The sequence below is a fragment of the Solibacillus sp. FSL K6-1523 genome (assembly GCF_038005225.1).
GTDB lineage: Bacteria > Bacillota > Bacilli > Bacillales_A > Planococcaceae > Solibacillus.
Window position 1 is genome coordinate 1,107,242 of record NZ_JBBOSU010000001.1, and the last position, 18,904, is coordinate 1,126,145.

The following is an 18,904-nucleotide window of genomic DNA, read 5'->3' on the forward strand; positions in this document are numbered from 1 at the left end:
AAAAATTATCCTAATATAAGCCTAAGGGAGTGAATCAAGTGGAACATGTGATTGAGATGCTCGGAATTCGCAAAGAGTTTGGTAATTTCGTAGCAAATAATAATATCACCCTCCAATTAAAAAAGGGCGAAATTCATGCGCTACTAGGAGAGAATGGTGCAGGTAAGTCGACTTTAATGAATGTGCTTTTCGGTCTTTATCAACCGGAAGCTGGTGAAATAAAAGTACGTGGGGAATCCGTAAAAATTACAGACCCTAATAAAGCCAATGATTTAGGGATTGGGATGGTACACCAACACTTTATGTTAGTGGGGAACTTCACTGTAACAGAAAATATTATTTTAGGCAGTGAACCTACTAAACTAGGTGTCATTAATATAAAGGATGCAGCGAATGATATTGCCGCACTATCTAAAAAATACAATTTAGATGTGGATCCTTATGCAAAAATTGAAGATATTTCGGTAGGGATGCAACAACGTGTTGAAATTTTAAAAACATTGTACCGCGGTGCAGAAATTTTAATTTTCGATGAACCAACAGCATCGTTAACACCACAAGAAATAACGGAATTGATGAGCATTTTAAAGCTTCTTATAAAAGAAGGGAAATCAATCATCATCATCACCCATAAATTAAAAGAAATTATGGAAGTATCCGACCGCGTAACGATTATTCGTAAAGGTGAAGGAATTGGGACGGTTATTACAGCTGAAACGAATCCAGATGAACTAGCGGAATTGATGGTTGGACGCCAAGTAGACTTTACAACGGTGAAAAAAGACGCGACACCAGCCGAAGAAATTTTATTAATCGAAAATTTATTTGTAACCGATTACCGCAATATTGAAAAAGTAAAAGGTTTAAATTTAAACGTTCGCAAAGGTGAAATTGTCGGAATTGCGGGTATTGATGGCAATGGACAATCAGAACTTATTGAAGCGATTACAGGTTTACGAAAAGTGAAGAGCGGTAAAATTACGTTAAATGGCAAGGAAATTACGGGATTAAAGCCGCGTAAAATTACCGAATCAGGTATTGGACATATTCCACAAGACCGCCATAAGCACGGACTTGTATTGGACTTCTCAATCGGTCATAATATCGCATTACAAACGTATTACAAAGAGCCGATTTCTAAGGGCGGCATTATGAATTACAAAAAAATAAGTGAAAAAGCACGTCAAATCATTAAAGAGTTCGACGTTCGTTCAGGGCAAGGGGAAACGACACCAGCACGCGCGCTTTCTGGTGGTAACCAACAAAAGGCAATCATTGGGCGTGAAATTGATCGTAATCCAGATTTATTAATCGCTGCATTACCAACGCGTGGTTTAGATGTAGGAGCGATTGAATTTATTCACTCGCGCTTAATTGAACAACGTGATAAAGGAAAAGCTGTTCTTTTAATTTCATTTGAGCTGGATGAAGTAATGAATGTTTCAGACCGAATTGCTGTTATTTATGATGGAACAATTATCGATACGGTAAATCCAAAAGAAACAACTGAGCAAGAACTAGGACTATTAATGGCCGGCGAAGAACGAAAAGAGAAGGCTATTAAGGAGGGGAACGAATAAATGTCAAATCGTGTAGTAAATATACTCGTTCCTATTGTTTCAATCATTATTGGTTTAATCGTTGGGGCAATTGTTATGCTTGCCAGTGGCTATGATCCAGTATTAGGTTATACGGCGTTATGGAACGGTATTTTTGGAGATTCCTATTCAATCGGAAATACAATTCGACAAATTACACCGTATATTTTATCAGGTTTAGCGGTAGCATTTGCATTCCGTACAGGACTATTTAATATTGGGGTAGAAGGGCAATTATTAATGGGATGGTTAGCTGCGGCATACGTCGGTTATGCATTTGACTTACCGCGATTCATCCACTTGCCATTAGCTTTAGTTGCAGCGGCAGCAGCGGGTGCTTTCTGGGCATTTATTGTGGGCTTCTTGAAAGCGAAATTATCGGTGCATGAAGTAATTGCTTCCATCATGTTAAACTATACAGCACTATATATTACGAATGCTGTTATTCGAAGCTTAACAGATGGTAGTTTTAAAACGCCAACAATTTTAGAAAGTGCAACATTACGCATGCCATGGTTACGCGAAATTACCGATAATTCGAGCTTACACTTAGGAATTATCGTTGCGTTATTAATGGTGTTTGTCATGTGGTTTATTTTAGAAAAGACGACACGTGGTTACGAGCTAAAATCAGTAGGTTTCAATAAAAATGCTGCTGAATATGCTGGGATGAGTGTCAACAAAAACATTATTTTAGCGATGACGATTTCGGGTGTATTTGCCGGTCTTGCCGGTGCGGTGGAAGCTTTAGGTACGTTCCAAAATGCATCGATTAAAGCAGGATTCTCAGGTATTGGATTTGACGGAATTGCGGTTGCCTTACTTGGTGCAAACACGCCGCTTGGAGTTATATTTGGTGCCTCTTTATTTGGCTCATTGAAATACGGGGCATTAAATATGCCAAACGAAGCCGGTATTCCAGAAGAAATCGTATCGATTATTATCGCCTTAATTATTTTCTTCGTAGCAAGTGGTTATATTATCCGATTAGCTTTACAAAAATTCGGAAAGAAAAAGGAGGGCCAGTAACATGAGCTTCTTAGATGTGTTATATTTCATTGTCCCTTCCGCGATATTATACGCAACACCGCTAATTTTTGCAGGTATCGGCGGGGTATTCTCTGAGCGCTCAGGTGTTGTTAACATCGGGTTAGAAGGGATTATGGTTATTGGTGCCTTCACAGGGATTTATGTCAATTTAGAGTATTATGATGTATTTGGAAAAAATGTTATATGGGTTGGTATTTTAGCAGCATTAGTTGCGGGAGCGGTATTCTCCCTATTACTAGCAGTTGCGGCGGTGTCATTCCGCGCCGATCAAACGGTAACAGGGGTCGCATTAAATATGCTTGGCGTTGCGATCGCAGTATTCTTAGTGAAATTGATTTATCAAAAAGGACAAACAGATATGATTCAAGCACCGATTCAACGCTTTGAAATTCCATATTTAGCGGATATCCCGTTCTTTGGTAAATTATTATTCCATGATGTTTATAGTGTGTCGATTTTAGCATTTGCAGTTGCGATTTTAGCGTGGTTTATTATTTACAAAACACCATTTGGTTTGCGTTTACGCTCAGTTGGGGAACACCCGATGGCAGCAGATACAATGGGTGTTAATGTGACGAAAATGCGTTATATTGCGGTTATGATTTCAGGTGCACTTGGTGGTATTGGTGGTGCCGCATTAGCGATGACGGTATCTTCAGACTTCTCAGGTTCAACGATTGCAGGGCAAGGTTTCATGGCGATTGCAGCAATGATTTTTGGTAAATGGCATCCACTTGGTACATTAGGTGCAGCACTGTTCTTCGGTTTAGCACAAACATTAAGTATCACGGGTTCATTAATTCCATACGTTCAAGACATTCCAGCTGTATATCTTCAAATTTTACCTTACGTATTAACAATTCTTGCACTTGCAGGATTTATTGGGAAAGCTACTGCGCCAAAAGCGTCCGGCCAACCGTATATTAAGGGGAAACGATAAAAAAATCTGCCTACACAAAGCAAAAAAATGTGTGGGCAGTTTTTTCTTGCTTATAATTTTTTTGATTTGGGAACAATACAATAGAATGGTGTAGAGTAAGAATAATTTTCACAAAATGGCAAAACAGATGTATAGTAGGAGTATAAGTATTTATTTAGGTAATCAGGAGGGGTTTTTTTGTTTTTAACGACACAATTAGCGAAGGGTGTTTCACTTCATATACGACAAACAGCCCAATTTAAGACGGTCAATTTTTCGGTGAAATGGCGAACACAATTAACCGAAAAAAATGCTTCTGAACGTACAGTATTATCCAATGTACTTCAGCATAGTAATGCAAGGTTTACAACGTCTGCTGCGTACCGTAGTTATTTAGATGATTTATTTGGGGCGGTGCTCTATTTTGATACGACAAAACGTGGAGAAGAGCATACAGTACTAATGAATGTTGAAACAGTAAATGATAACTATTTAGCGCATGATAGCGTATTAAATGAAGTAATTGGATTACTTCATGATGCGATTTTTAAGCCAAACTTTGAACACAATGTATTTATAAAATCGATTGTTGAACGTGAGAAGGAAATGGTTATTCAACGGATTCAATCCATTTTTGATGATAAATCTCGTTTTGCACAAAAGCGCATAATGGAAATATTACGTCCAAACCACCCAGCATCGATTTCAGCGAATGGCACAATTGACGAAATAAAAGCGATTACACCAGAGTCTTTAACGGCAGCGTATGAAGACATGTTAAATCAGGATGCAATTGATATTTATGTCGTTGGGGATATCGATGTTGAGCAAATGACAGCTAAAATTAAAGAAGCATTGCCATTTATAAATCGTGAAGTAAAGAAAACCGAACGCAATCAGGAAGTACCTGAAAACATAAAAGGCTATACAAAAGAAACGCAAGAGATGAAGCAAGGGAAGCTGCATATCGGCTATCATACACCCGTTGTTTTTGGTGACGAAGATTTCCCTAAAATGCAAATTTTTAATGGGATTTTTGGCGGGTATGCTCATTCAAAAATATTTATGAATGTACGTGAACGTGAAAGCTTAGCATATTATGCTTCAAGCTCCTACGCTGCACAATACGGCTTATTGTTTGTTGTTTCGGGAATTGAGCCTGCAAATGAAGCAAAGGCGCGAGAAGTCATTGCAGAGCAGTTAGTTGCACTTCAAAATGGTGAAATTACCGATTTAGAATTAGCGCAAACAAAGGCGATGTTAATCAATCAATTAAAAGAAGCACTTGATTCAGCGCGTGGTCAAATTGAAATTTTTGACCAATACAAAGAATTAAAAGATTCATTTACATTAGAGAAATGGACAGCGCGATGGCAGGCAGTAACGAAAGAAGATGTACAGCGAATGGCCCAGCAATTGAAGCTTGAGGCAACGTATTTCTTATGCGGTAAGGAGGATTAATCCGTGAAAACGATTGAATTTAAACAACTAGATGAAACACTTTATTATAAGCAATTAGCAAACGGTTTAGATGTCTATATTTTGCCTAAAAAAGGATTTTCCAAAACGTTTGTAACGTTTACAACAAAATACGGTTCGATTGATCGTACATTTGTGCCGCTTGGTGAAACAGAACCGATTACCGTTCCAGACGGCATTGCTCACTTTTTAGAGCATAAAATGTTTGAAAAAGAAGATGGCGACGTTTTCCAAAAGTTTAGTGAAGTCGGTGCACAAGCAAATGCCTATACGTCATTTACAAGAACAGCGTATTTATTTTCTGCAACAGACCACTTATATAAAAGCACAGAAACATTATTGAATTTCGTTCAAGAACCGTATTTTACGGAAGAAACGGTCAATAAGGAAAAAGGGATCATTGGGCAAGAAATTACGATGTATGATGATTCACCAGATTGGCGTCTTTATTTTGGTGCGATTGAAAATATGTATCACCAACATCCAGTGAAAATTGATATTGCAGGTACAATTGAATCGATTGATGGCATTACAGCAGAACATTTATACACTTGCTATAATACGTTTTATCACCCTTCCAATATGCTTTTATTCGTTATTGGTGCAGTTGACCCTGAGGAAATGATGCAGTTTATTGAAGAGGACCAAAATAAAAAGCAATTCCCAGAAGCGACTGAAATTACACGTTTATTTGATGAGGAGCCTACAACGGTTGCCATTAAAGAGCGCGTGCTTCATATGGATGTTCAAAAGCCAAAAGTGTATGTCGGTTTAAAAGCTAAAGAAACAAACTTGAGTGGCGAGCAAATGTTAAAGCATGAGCTAGCTGTACAAATTGGTTTAGAGTGCTTGTTTGGTCGCGCAGCTCAGTTTTATACAGATATCTATGAAAGTGGCTTAATTGATGAATCGTATGCGTATGATTTTTCACTTGAAAAGGGTTATGGGTTTGCGCTTATTGGCTCGGATACGGAAAAACCTGATCAGTTAGTGCAAGCGATCAAAGATAAATTAGCGCAAGCAACGCAAGAAAATTTATTCACGACGGATGATGTAGAGCGAATTAAGCGTAAAAAAATCGGCTTCTTCCTACGTGCATTGAACTCGATTGAATTTATTGCAAATCAATTTACACGCTATGAATTTAATGACATGAATTTATTTGATGTCGTACCTGCTTTGGAACAGCTGACAGTCGAGGATGTGACAGAAGCATTTAAAACGATTCAAGGGGAAGAACAACAAACGGTATTTACGGTTTTACCGGTGAGTGAACGCGCAGCACAATGAAAAAATTCGCATTAGTTTGTGGTGCTTCGGGTGAAATCGGCCAATCCATTTGCAACAAGTTAGCAGAGGATGGCTGGTCACTGTATTTGCACTACAACGCGAATGTAGAAAAGGTGCAAGTGTTGCTAGAGCAATTAGTCGTGCGCTATCCTAAACAAGAATTTTTAATCGTACATGCGGATTTTAGTTTAGATGATGGTGCACAAACGTTAGCGAGTCAAATATTCTCGTTACAGGCCATACTATTTGCAAATGGTCATGCATATTATGGGCTATTAGAAGACACACCTGTGAATGAAATGGCGAAACTTTGGAAGGTACACGTTCAAAATCCGATGCAGACAACAGCTTTGCTAGCATCGAAGCTAAGAGCCAATCCGAGCAGTTATATCCTTTTAATTGGCTCCATTTGGGGAGATGCTGGCGCGGCTGGTGAAGTTGCTTATTCAGCTGTAAAAGGCGCGCAACATAGCTTTGTGAAGGCATATGCTCAGGAAGCAGCCTATAATGGCATTCGTGTAAACGGCATTGCACCAGGGATTATTGATACGAAAATGAATGGCATGCTGAATGAGCAGGAACGAACTGATATAGTGGAACAAATTCCGTTACAAACATTTGGGAAAACAGATGATATTGCTAATATGGTCGCATTCTTGTTCAGCGGTCAAGCAGATTATGTAACGGGGCAAATATTGCGCGTAAATGGTGGATGGTACATATAATGACGAACGGTCACTAAAAAAATCATTTTCCAGAATAAGATGTCACTCAGCAAAAGTGAGCGGCATCTTTTTTAGGTAGAATAATGGGAGAATAATCTATACAGCTGCAGATTTTGTTGAATGAAGATAAATTTATTAAAAATAAGGCGAAAAACAGTACAATCGAACTTTTAATTGCATAGAAAATCGGCTATTATGGAACTAATAAAGAAATTATACGTTTAACTTAATACAGCGGAAATTCCCTTCAAATTTAAGTATGATGTGGATGCCGAATATGCAAATCTATTCAGTCGGGGTTCAAATCCCAGCTGTATTAAGTTAAGCCCTGGCGGATGTCACAGATTTTAAGGGGAGTTTTTCGAGCGAGCTCGAAAAAAATCTGGACGCAATTACGCTAAGGCGTAATTGATTCAATGAAGGGATAGATTTTAATGGGTGAATGGTATTTCGAATATGAAATTCAAGTAAATAGACCTGGATTATTAGGGGATATCGCTTCATTGCTTGGTATGCTTCGTGTCAATATTGTTTCGATTAATGGTGTAGATGAGGCACATCGCGGAATGCTATTATCTACAAACAACGAAGAATCCATTCAACGTTTTATTTCAATTGTATCGACAATGGAAAATATTAATGTAACAAGATTCCGCCAACCAAAATTGCGCGATCGTTTGGCTGTACGTCATGGTCATTATATTCCAAAAGACGCTGATGAAAAAAATACATTTCGCTTTGTCCGTGATGAGTTAGGAATCTTAGTTGATTTTATGGCAGAATTATTTAAAAAGGATGAACATAAGCTTATTGGGATCCGAGGAATGCCACGTGTAGGAAAGACTGAATCCATTGTTGCGGCCAGCGTTTGTGCGAATAAAAAATGGATATTTATTTCTTCTACAATGATTAAGCAAACAATTCGAAACACACTGATGGGCGATGAGTTTAATGGCAATAATATTTTTATTTTGGATGGAGCGGTAACGCGTCGTGCGACAGATGAACGACATCAGCAACTTGTGAGAGAAATGATGGGTATGTCTACAATTAAAGTAATTGAACATCCCGATTTATTTGTCCAACATTCCCCATATAAAATAGAGGATTTTGATTATATTATTGAATTGCGTCATCATCCCGACGAAGAAATAACATATGAAATTATTGAAAAAAATAATGGATTATCTGAAACTAATAATTTTGGTGGATTTGGTAGTTTTAACCTATAAACATAGAGGATGTTGCTACCTTTTCCTATAAGGTATACTAGAAATTGAATATATTAAGAAGTAGGTGTTTTTTTTGACAGAACTAGGAGCTCGCTTGAAAGAGGCGAGATTAGCTAAAGGCCATAGCTTAGATGACTTACAAGAAATAACGAAAATTCAAAAGCGGTACTTAATCGGGATTGAAGAAGGCAATTATTCAATTATGCCAGGTTCTTTTTATGTACGAGCATTTATTAAACAATACGCTGAAGCGGTTGGACTCGATGCAGATCAACTATTTATGGACTATCGACAAGACGTACCAGAAGTGCAAAAAGAGGAAGTGGCACAGTCCTTTTCACAAAGCCCAAGTCGTCGTAGAATGGCTTCAAGAACTTCAAGTAAAACGATGGAAGCAATGCCAAAAGTTATTGCGGGCTTATTTTTGATTGTTATAATTGTCGTTAGTTGGACATTAATGGTACAAAAGACGGGGAAAAATCCGGATACTACAGATGATACTAATAAACCATTTGAATATGCACAAAACAATGCTAATAAAGATCAACCAAAAGATGTAATTGACTCAACGGACGAGAAAGATACTGAAACGAATAACGAACCAGAAGTACCGATTGTAGAAGAACCTGTCGTGACACAAGCCATTAGTGCAGGTGTCGTAAATGGAGAGAATACAGTTTATGAAGTATCAGGAACAGATACGTTAAATATTCGCTTAGTAGTATCGGGTGATACATGGTTAGGTATCCGAGATGAAGCTACTGCAGGGAAAAGAGCAACAGAACAAATTACGGACCGAGTATATAAAGCGGGAGAAGTTGTTGAAAATGATTCGACAGCAAATGCCTATGCACGAATTCGATTAGGGAATTCAAAAGTGGTAAAAGTCTTTGTGAATGATGTAGAATTAACATATGCACAAGATCGTACTACACAAAACATTATTTTGAAGCTAGTTACAGAACAACAGGAACAATAGTCATCGTCTAAGATGGCTATTTTCTTTCAAATGAAAGGTGTTAGAAAATGAATATTCCAAATAAGATTACAGTCTCACGCATACTTTTAATCCCAATATTTGTGATTGTAATGATGTTTGATTTCGGCTGGGGTACTATGACGCTGTTTGGTGCAGAAATGCAAGTCAACTATTTTATCGGAGCGTTGATTTTTATTTTTGCTTCAGCAACGGATTGGGTCGATGGTTATTATGCACGTAAATACGATTTAGTTACAAATTTAGGGAAGTTTTTAGATCCATTAGCGGATAAATTACTCGTTTCAGCAGCATTTATTTTACTTGTTGAAATCGGATTGGCCCCTGCTTGGATTGTCATTATTATTATTTCTCGTGAGTTCGCTGTTACAGGTTTACGTTTAATTTTAGCTGGCCAAGGAGAAGTTGTAGCCGCAAATCAACTTGGAAAAATTAAAACTTGGGCACAAATTGTCGCGATTTCAGCATTAATTTTACACAATACGATTTTCACATTAGTAGGTATTCCATTTGACGATATTATGTTGTACATCGCATTAATTTTCACAGTATGGTCAGGATGGGATTATTTCTATATTAACCGTCGTGCATTGTTAGAATCAAAATAAAGTAAAATTTTGATTAGTGCGAGGGGTCGCTTTTGAAACAAGCTGTGAATTGTGCGCATAAACAAGTATGCAATCAAGTAATACAGTCAAAAATCATCATTTTGGTTCTTAACCGAAATGATGATTTTTGGATTATGTAGCTTTTCATAAAGACAAGATAAAATTGGATAGGATGGTGACGTTTCATGAATGCAGAAATCATTGCAGTAGGCTCGGAATTATTACTCGGTCAAATCGCTAATACAAATGCGAAATTTATTTCGAATCAATTATCAGAATTAGGCATTAACGTTTTTTATCATACAGTGGTAGGGGACAATGCCGAGCGATTGGTGGAGACGATTAAAATTGCGGAAAGTCGTGCGGATTTAATTATTTTTTCTGGTGGGCTTGGTCCGACGAAGGATGATTTAACAAAAGAAACGATTGCCAAGCATTTGAAAACAGAATTAGTTATGGATGAAGTAGCTATTCGTTCGATTGAAGCCTTTTTTGCAAAACATAAACAACCAATGACTGAAAATAATCGTAAGCAGGCACTTGTTTTAAAGGGGTGTGACGTGCTCGAAAATCGACATGGGATGGCACCTGGAATGCTGTTCGAAAATGGCAATCATACGTATATTTTATTACCTGGACCGCCAAAAGAATTAGAGCCGATGTTTCAGTTTGAAGCGAAGCCAAAATTAGCAGCGAAAATGCATGATGGTGCAGTTATCATTTCACATGTCCTACGTTTTTATGGCATTGGTGAAGCAGCATTAGAAGTGCAAGTACAAGCGATTTTAGATGATCAGTCTAATCCAACAGTGGCGCCATTGGCTTCTGATGGCGAGGTGACGCTCCGCATTACAGCAAAGGCTGACGACGAGCTAACTGCTTGGCAATTAATTAACGACAAAAAACAGCAAGTCCTAGCGCTTGTAGGGGATTATCATTATGGCAATGATGATGATTCACTAGCATCAAAATTAGTAGAGCGATTACTGGATAATGACTTGACGATTGCAGCAGCGGAAAGTTTAACAGCAGGTCTATTCCAATCAGAGCTTGCCGAAGTTCCGGGGGTAGGTGGGGCACTTATTGGTGGTGTTATTACTTATACGGAGCAGGCGAAAATCGAACAATTAGGCATTTCAAAAGCTTTGCTCGATCAATATAGTGTTGTAAGTAGTGAATGCGCGGCAGCTATGGCCGTGCAAGTTAAGGAAAGATTCAACACTGCTATTGGTGTTGGCTTGACTGGTGCGGCGGGTCCTACTGGTCATGGGAGTCAACCAGCGGGTACGGTATGGATAGCGATTTGTATTGGGGATGAACAACCACTCACATATCAATTACATCTTTCTGGCTCGCGCAATACGAATCGATTGCGGGCTGTGAAATTTACGTATAGTTTTTTAATGCGTGAATTAGTGAAAAGTGGTTATAAAAAGTGAAAATTATTTAAATAAAATTAAGCAAAATATCATTTTAAATGAAAAATGAGGCTGATTTCTTCAGTTTGAAGTGAAAACCGAAAATACGTTCGCTTTTTTCTTGCAATGTGATGCCATTACCGAGTATAATAGGAATATAAATTACAAATTAGGTTTTTTTCTTAAGGAGGAAATAATTTGAGCGATCGTAAAACAGCGTTAGATATGGCGTTAAAACAAATTGAAAAACAATTCGGTAAAGGTTCTGTTATGAAGCTAGGGGAAGCAACTGACCGCAAGATGGAAACATCCTCTTCAGGCTCTATCGCGCTTGATACAGCACTAGGTATAGGCGGATATCCACGTGGACGTATTGTAGAAGTTTACGGACCTGAATCTTCAGGTAAAACAACTGTCACGCTTCACGCCATTGCAGAAATTCAAGCAAATGGTGGTACAGCAGCATTTATTGATGCCGAACACGCTTTAGATCCAGTGTATGCGCAAAAATTAGGTGTTAATATTGACGAGTTATTATTATCACAACCGGATACAGGAGAGCAGGCACTTGAAATTGCTGAGGCATTAGTACGTTCAGGTGCAATTGATATTATTGTTGTTGACTCTGTAGCAGCATTAGTACCTAAAGCGGAAATTGAAGGTGAAATGGGTGACTCACATATGGGTCTCCAAGCACGTTTAATGTCTCAAGCATTACGAAAATTATCGGGTGTTATTAATAAATCAAATACATTAGCTATTTTCATTAACCAAGTTCGTGAAAAGATTGGTGTTATGTTCGGAAATCCTGAAACGACTACTGGTGGACGTGCGTTAAAGTTCTATTCGTCAATCCGTTTAGAAGTTCGTAGAGGTGAAGCGATTAAACAAGGGACGGATATCGTTGGTAACAAAACAAAGATTAAAGTAGTAAAAAATAAAGTAGCACCACCATTCCGTACAGCGGAAGTTGATATTATGTACGGTGAGGGGATTTCAAAAGAAGGCGAAATCGTAGACATTGGTGCAGAGTTAGATATTATCCAAAAAAGTGGTTCATGGTATTCTTATAACAATGACCGCATTGGCCAAGGCCGCGAGAACGTGAAGCAATTCTTTAAGGAAAATCCAGCAATTCGTGATGAAGTTGCTGAAAAAATCCGTCAAAACTTTGGAATTGGTGAGTTAGGCTATACAATTGGCGCTCATGATCACCAAGAAAAAGAAGAGGAAGAGCTAGAATTAGACTTATTGACAGAAGAAAATAAGTAATTTGAAATTTCCCACGTAACAACATATAGCGTATAAATTCGGTAGAAAATATCATTTTGACTAACTGTCGAAATGATATTTTTTTACATATGGGATACTATTTATAAACGCGGAAATCATTTTACAACATTTAGAATGATTCATATTGCGCAGGAACTAAGATATAAAAATCATATGCAATGCGGCTAATCTTGACATTGCCAAAATGGAATTATACAATTAACATGTATAATTTCTAAATTTTGAAATGAAATAGGCAAAATGTCTTTTTTAGGGCGATTTTGCCGTCTTGAACATCAGACATATGGGCTTAGGAGGAGAATGCTATGATGGAATCAATACTCCTTGTTTTGCTAGGACTCGCTGTCGGTGGTGCTGTTATCTATGTTTACATGAAAAAAGTGAATGAATCAAAAGTGACTGGTGCCAAGCATATTGCAGAGCAAATCGTTGAAGAGGCGAAACGTGAAGCAGATGCATTGAAAAAGGAAGCACTACTTGAAGCAAAGGATGAAACTCACAAATTTCGTACTGAAGCAGAAAATGACATCCGTGACCGTCGTGGCGAGCTTCAGAAACAAGAGAACCGTTTATTGCAAAGAGAAGAAAATCTTGATCGCAAAGATGATGCTCTGAACAAAAGAGAGACAAGCTTGGAGCGCAAAGATGAAGCGCTAACAAGCAAACAACAGCATATTGAACAGTTAGAAAGCAAAGTGGAAGAACTGGTTGCAAGTCAAAAAACAGAGCTGGAGCGCATTGCAGCACTTACTCGTGAGGAAGCGAAGGATATTATTCTGAAGGAAGTTGAAAAAGAACTTTCAACGGATATCGCAGTCATGACGAAAGAATCTGAAACGCGCGCGAAAGAAGACTCTGACAAAAAAGCGCGTGAAATTTTATCGCTTGCTTTACAACGTTTTGCAGCTGATCACGTTGCAGAAACAACAGTGTCGGTTGTAAACTTACCGAACGATGAGATGAAAGGTCGTATCATCGGACGTGAAGGACGTAATATTCGTACACTGGAAACGCTTACGGGTATCGATTTAATTATTGATGATACACCAGAAGCAGTGATTTTATCTGGCTTCGATCCAATTCGCCGTGAAACAGCACGTCTAGCACTTGAAAAACTAGTGCAAGATGGTCGTATTCACCCAGCGCGTATCGAAGAAATGGTTGAAAAATCTCGCCGTGAAGTGGATGAACAAATCCGTGAAACGGGAGAGCAGACGACATTTGAAGTAGGCATTCACAACCTACACCCAGATTTAATGAAAATTTTAGGACGCATGAAATACCGTACAAGTTATGGTCAGAACGTCTTGAAGCACTCGATTGAAGTTGCACATTTAGCAGGCTTACTTGCTGCTGAGCTAGGTGAAGATGTGACATTAGCACGTCGAGCAGGTTTATTGCATGATATTGGAAAAGCTATTGACCATGAAGTAGAAGGAAGTCACGTAGAAATTGGTGTGGAGCTAGCAACGAAGTATAAAGAGCATCCAGTTGTTATTAACTCGATCGCCTCTCACCACGGAGATACGGAAGCTACTTCTGTTATTGCAGTGCTTGTTGCGGCAGCGGATGCATTATCAGCGGCTCGTCCAGGTGCTCGAAGTGAAACGCTTGAAAACTACATTCGTCGTCTTGAAAAGCTAGAAGAAATTTCTGAAAGCTATGAAGGCGTTGAAAAATCCTTTGCGATTCAAGCAGGTCGTGAAGTACGTATTATTGTACACCCGGAGAAAATTGATGATTTAGCTTCACATCGTTTAGCGCGTGATATTCGAAAACGAATTGAAGAAGAGCTCGATTATCCAGGGCATATTAAAGTGACTGTAATCCGTGAAACACGTGCTGTCGAATACGCAAAATAATTCATTATATTTTACGTAGGTAATATAAGAGCAATTTGCAATTATATCGAAAAATAACGAAACACCCATTTGATTATTTATGATCAAATGGGTGTTTTTTTATGTTTCTTATTTCAACTTAGACTACAAAATCACATAGAAAGTTATGAAGGAACAAGTAATATTACCAGTTTTATGAATAATATTGATGATTTCACTCTATAATAAATAGTAAATCCATTATGTGGGTTTTACACCATAGAATGATCCAGATGTGTGAAAAATACATCTATACCACAATGATATTAAAATGATGAAAAAGATTCGAGAAATTAAGTAGGAAATGAAAGGAGTAATGCAATGGTCGATACACATAGTCATTTGTTGTGGAATGTTGATGATGGTCCAAAAAATAAGGAACAAGCTTTACGCGTTGTCGAACAAGTTTTAAAAGCAGGAATAACAGATATTATTGCTACATCACATTTTATGCATCCACAGTTTCATGTTGATGTAGCCACTACTACAAAGGGCATCCAGCAATTACAAGAGGAGCTAAAAAAAAATCAGCTACCGCTGAAGATTCATACCGGACATGAAGTACGATTACATGATAAATTACTTTCCTATTATTCGATGCAGCAAATTTTTACATTAGCTAATTCCAGTTATCTTCTAATTGAACTTCCATCCTATAGCGTGCCACATTTCACAATAAAAATCATTCAACTATTACTAGAGAAGGGGATTATCCCGATCATTGCTCACCCTGAGCGTAATAAAGTATTCCAGGAAAATCCGACAAAATTAGAACAACTTGTCCATGCAGGTGCTACAACACAGCTTACTGCGGGCAGTTTAACTGGACAATTTGGAAGGACCGTACAAAAATTTGCATTAAATTTAGTAAGAGCAAACTTAGTGCATACGTATGGTTCGGATGTTCATAATGATTCGACGCGCCCATTTTTATTTAATGAGGGGCTCTTTTATTTAGAAAAGAAAAAGGAAGGGGAAGCAGTAGATCTTCTACTTGAAAATAATAGTAGAATCCTGAAAAACGAACCGTTTATTTATTATGAACCAGAAAAAATAGAATCTACGAAATGGTGGAAAATCATCTAAAAAATAGATTGTGACGAATAAAATACGATAAAAAAACATAAGTTTAAAGATGCCTAATAGATTGATTTGTTTAGATAACTCACGGAGGGGTGCGATGAAAAGAATATATAAAATTGTAGTAATACTAATATTCGTTACGATTGGCGCAGTTGCTTCCGTATTTTTTACAATCTATCATGACATTAAAACGACCGCAAATGAAATGTATATCCCAGTCATTGCTGAGTTACCCGCATCTAGGGAAGTAGTAGTGGATGTAGATTTAGGCGACCCTTTTTCAGCACTTATTTTAGGCGTGGATGAACGACAAGGGGACTCGGGACGTTCTGACACCATGATTGTTTTAACGGTGAATCCATCATTAGAAACGACAAAACTATTAAGTATTCCGCGTGATACGTATTCGGAAATTATCGGGAAAAACATGCAAGACAAAATTAATCATGCATACGCCTTTGGTGGGATTGAAATGTCAGTGAAAAGCGTGGAACATTTATTAGATATCCCGATTGACTACGTCGCAAAAATCAATATGGAAAGCTTTGTTGAGCTGATTGATATTGTGGGAGATATTTCGGTTGAAAATAAATTAGACTTTGAATACGAAGGGCAACATTTTCAAAAAGGTCTATTACAACTTGATGGTGAAAGTGCATTAAAATATGTTCGCATGCGTTACGATGATCCAGAAGGAGATTTTGGAAGACAAAATCGGCAAAAACAAATTATTCAAGGAGTCATGCAAAATAGTTTGCATGTCAATACCATTTTGAATTATAAATCGATATTAAAAACAATGGAAAACAATGTTGAAACAAATGTAATGCTAGATGAGATGCTAGCGATGCGTAAAAATTATTCGACTAGCTTTAAGAACATTGAGCAACTTTATTTAATAAATGGTACAGGAAAAAAGATGAACGGCATTTATTATTATTTAGTAAATGATACAGAACTCAAATTATTACAAGAGACATTAAAAAAACATTTAGCACTCGATTAAAGATGAAAACCTTAGCCCATCTGTAGCAATTGAAACTCCCTACTTACGGTGTCATAAAACGCCTAACCCCAGCAATCACACTCGAAAAATAAACACTACTAACTTACACAAACATCCAACTAAGCGCGATTTAATAAGAATAAAACCTATAAGCATGAAATGAGTGAAAATATGGTCAATAGATTACTTGCAAATATGAGTTTAGATGAATCATTAATTGGTATACATGTGAACTGGTCTATGTATTTTCCGACAGTCGCACTTATACACAGGCATTTAGAAAATGTTCCGGAGCAATTGAATGGCTGGGTAGATGATCCGTTACAGCAAAGCCCGAAACTGATTCAAGCTATTAATGAAACCGCACACGAAATCCAATTAAATGCGGATGTATTAGTGGTAGTTGGTATAGGTGGCTCTTATTTAGGGGCAAAGGCGGTACAAGATGCTTTAACACCGTATTTTGGACTGCAAGAAAATGGTGTAGAAGTGCTCTATGTTGGTCACAATTTGAGTGGCACGTATATGAAGCAACTTATCAATCATCTGCATAATAAAGAAGTTTATATGAATGTTATTTCAAAGTCTGGTGAAACGATGGAAACGATGCTAGCTTTTCGCGTACTTCGAAACTATATGAAAAATCGATATGGCAATACGCACAACAATCGAATCATCGTCACAACAGAATCAAATAATGGGTCTTTGAAGAAAATTGCTGACCAAAACCAATATCGAACATTTGCAATCCCATCCAATATTGGTGGACGTTATTCCGTATTAACACCAGCAGGGTTACTTCCGATTGCTACGGCAGGAATTGATATTAATCAGTTATTAGAAGGGGCAAAAGATGCAGCTATTCACTTTAAGGAAGAGCAAGTGGAGCGCAATATGGCTTACCGTTATGCTGTTATTCGCTATGAGCTGTATAAAAAAGGATATCAAATGGAATTACTCGCATGTTTTGAACCTTCTTTAGCAAAGTTGCAGCAGTGGTGGCAGCAACTATTTGCTGAAAGTGAGGGCAAGGAGCAAAAAGGGCTATTTCCTAGTTCTGTTTGTTATTCTTCCGATTTGCATTCAATGGGTCAGTTTATTCAAGATGGGAGTCCGATATTATTCGAAACGTTGCTTCATTTTAATGAAGTTGATATGGATTATTTCTTGCCAATTGAAGAACGCGATGAAGATGCGCTCAATTATTTAACAGATAAAAGTTTTAATGAAATTAATACAGTTGCAAAAGAAGGGGTGACTGCTGCTCATGCAGATGCAGGTGTCCCGATTATTCAAATTCAGCTAAAAAAGCTCGACGCATATCATTTCGGTTTTCTGTTGTATTTTTTTATGAAGGCATGCGCAATGAGTGCCTATTTATTAAAGGTAAATCCATTTGATCAACCAGGAGTAGAGCAATACAAAATAAAAACGCTCGAATTGCTCATTAACAGCGTCATATACAAAAATTAAAGGTATGCCTTGGATCACCTAAAAATTAAAGTGGCTTAGCAAACATAACGGATGTAGCAATAATCGTTAATTCAATGTAAAAAAGGAGGACTATTAGATGAAAAAAAGATTTGAAGTACACACACATACTGCATATTCACATGATAGTTTGTTAAATAAATGGTTGTATTTATTTATGTTAAAACGTAGAGGGATCGATGTCGTAGCGATTACAGATCATAATGAAATTGCTGGGGCATTACGATATCGTAAATTTTTAGAGAAATATAATATAGCGGTCGTTATTGGAGAAGAAATTTTTACAGAAAAAGGCGAGGTTATTGGACTGTTTCTTCAGGAAAAAATTGAGCCAGGATTACCGGTGAGAGAAACGATGTTACAAATTAGACGGCAGGGTGGACTTGTGTATATTCCACATCCATATGATGAACAAAGATATCAAACAGTATTACCAGAAATTGAAATTAGCAAAAATATCGATTTAATCGATCTTATTGAAATTCATAATGGGAGAAATAGCGAAAGTTACTTTTCAGAAAAACAATTTTTAATAGCTAAAAAATATCCAAAATTGCAGCGGCTAGTTGGAAGTGATGCACATACTTTTTTTGAGCTAGGTCGAAATTATAATTTGATTCCTAACTTTCGAAATGCCGAACAATTCATGCGGAGTGTCCCATCTGTTGTGCATGTGAAGCAGCCGTGTATACCACAGGCATATAAGGTGACGAAATGGGTGACAGCTATTAAAAAATTGAGGCAGGGACATTTTACTGAAGTGAGAATGATGCTTTTTGGAAAAGTGAAGCAAGGTAAACAGAGGATTGAGTAAAGAAATGACTAAATTACCCTT

General features: G+C 37.6%; 16 protein-coding genes. All 16 read left to right on the forward strand.

The features are described from left to right. The first annotated feature begins 38 nt into the window (after positions 1-38). The 16 genes from MHI10_RS05100 to MHI10_RS05175 all read left to right on the forward strand — a co-directional run bounded on the left by MHI10_RS05100 (position 39) and on the right by MHI10_RS05175 (position 18,883). Positions 39-1,580 (forward strand): ABC transporter ATP-binding protein, encoded by a 1,542-nt coding sequence (locus MHI10_RS05100; RefSeq protein WP_340783555.1) that lies wholly within the window; start codon positions 39-41, stop codon positions 1,578-1,580. Then, entirely contained in the window at positions 1,581-2,627 is a 1,047-nt protein-coding gene (locus tag MHI10_RS05105; RefSeq protein ID WP_340783557.1) for an ABC transporter permease, read from the forward strand. Between the two features lies 1 nt (position 2,628). After that, entirely contained in the window at positions 2,629-3,588 is a 960-nt protein-coding gene (locus MHI10_RS05110) for an ABC transporter permease (RefSeq protein WP_340783559.1), read from the forward strand. A gap of 177 nt (positions 3,589-3,765) precedes the next feature. Then, positions 3,766-5,028, forward strand: coding sequence for an EF-P 5-aminopentanol modification-associated protein YfmF (yfmF, locus tag MHI10_RS05115; RefSeq protein ID WP_340783562.1), 1,263 nt, complete (start codon positions 3,766-3,768; stop codon positions 5,026-5,028). Between the two features lie 3 nt (positions 5,029-5,031). After that, positions 5,032-6,336 carry an EF-P 5-aminopentanol modification-associated protein YfmH gene (gene yfmH, locus MHI10_RS05120; protein WP_340783563.1) on the forward strand — a complete coding sequence of 435 codons (1,305 nt, stop codon included), beginning with the start codon at positions 5,032-5,034 and terminating at the stop codon, positions 6,334-6,336. Next, entirely contained in the window at positions 6,333-7,061 is a 729-nt protein-coding gene (ymfI, locus tag MHI10_RS05125) for an elongation factor P 5-aminopentanone reductase (protein ID WP_340783564.1), read from the forward strand. The genes yfmH and ymfI overlap by 4 nt, the downstream gene beginning before the upstream one ends. A 434-nt stretch (positions 7,062-7,495) precedes the next feature. Continuing rightward, positions 7,496-8,293 (forward strand): DUF3388 domain-containing protein, encoded by a 798-nt coding sequence (locus tag MHI10_RS05130; protein ID WP_340783565.1) that lies wholly within the window; start codon positions 7,496-7,498, stop codon positions 8,291-8,293. Positions 8,294-8,357: 64 nt separating this feature from the next. After that, positions 8,358-9,272, forward strand: a complete 915-nt coding sequence (locus MHI10_RS05135; protein WP_340783566.1) for a helix-turn-helix domain-containing protein — start codon at positions 8,358-8,360, stop codon at positions 9,270-9,272. Positions 9,273-9,319: 47 nt separating this feature from the next. Beyond that, a complete protein-coding gene (pgsA, locus tag MHI10_RS05140) occupies positions 9,320-9,898 on the forward strand; it encodes a CDP-diacylglycerol--glycerol-3-phosphate 3-phosphatidyltransferase (protein WP_340783569.1) in 579 nt (192 codons plus the stop codon). Positions 9,899-10,083: 185 nt separating this feature from the next. Then, positions 10,084-11,337 (forward strand): competence/damage-inducible protein A, encoded by a 1,254-nt coding sequence (locus MHI10_RS05145; RefSeq protein ID WP_340783571.1) that lies wholly within the window; start codon positions 10,084-10,086, stop codon positions 11,335-11,337. Positions 11,338-11,514: 177 nt separating this feature from the next. Then, on the forward strand, positions 11,515-12,588 hold the full coding sequence (gene recA / locus MHI10_RS05150) for a recombinase RecA (RefSeq protein WP_340783572.1): 1,074 nt from the start codon (positions 11,515-11,517) through the stop codon (positions 12,586-12,588). Positions 12,589-12,917: 329 nt separating this feature from the next. Then, complete coding sequence (rny, locus tag MHI10_RS05155; protein ID WP_340789148.1) at positions 12,918-14,471, forward strand: ribonuclease Y; 1,554 nt, start codon at positions 12,918-12,920, stop codon at positions 14,469-14,471. A 339-nt stretch (positions 14,472-14,810) separates the two neighbouring features. Beyond that, on the forward strand, positions 14,811-15,575 hold the full coding sequence (locus MHI10_RS05160) for a tyrosine-protein phosphatase (protein WP_340783574.1): 765 nt from the start codon (positions 14,811-14,813) through the stop codon (positions 15,573-15,575). Positions 15,576-15,669: 94 nt separating this feature from the next. Further along, positions 15,670-16,578 carry an LCP family glycopolymer transferase gene (locus MHI10_RS05165; RefSeq protein WP_340783575.1) on the forward strand — a complete coding sequence of 303 codons (909 nt, stop codon included), beginning with the start codon at positions 15,670-15,672 and terminating at the stop codon, positions 16,576-16,578. A gap of 171 nt (positions 16,579-16,749) precedes the next feature. Beyond that, entirely contained in the window at positions 16,750-18,051 is a 1,302-nt protein-coding gene (locus MHI10_RS05170; protein WP_340783577.1) for a glucose-6-phosphate isomerase, read from the forward strand. A 97-nt stretch (positions 18,052-18,148) separates the two neighbouring features. Then, positions 18,149-18,883, forward strand: a complete 735-nt coding sequence (locus MHI10_RS05175) for a PHP domain-containing protein (RefSeq protein WP_340783579.1) — start codon at positions 18,149-18,151, stop codon at positions 18,881-18,883. The last annotated feature ends 21 nt before the right edge of the window (positions 18,884-18,904 follow it).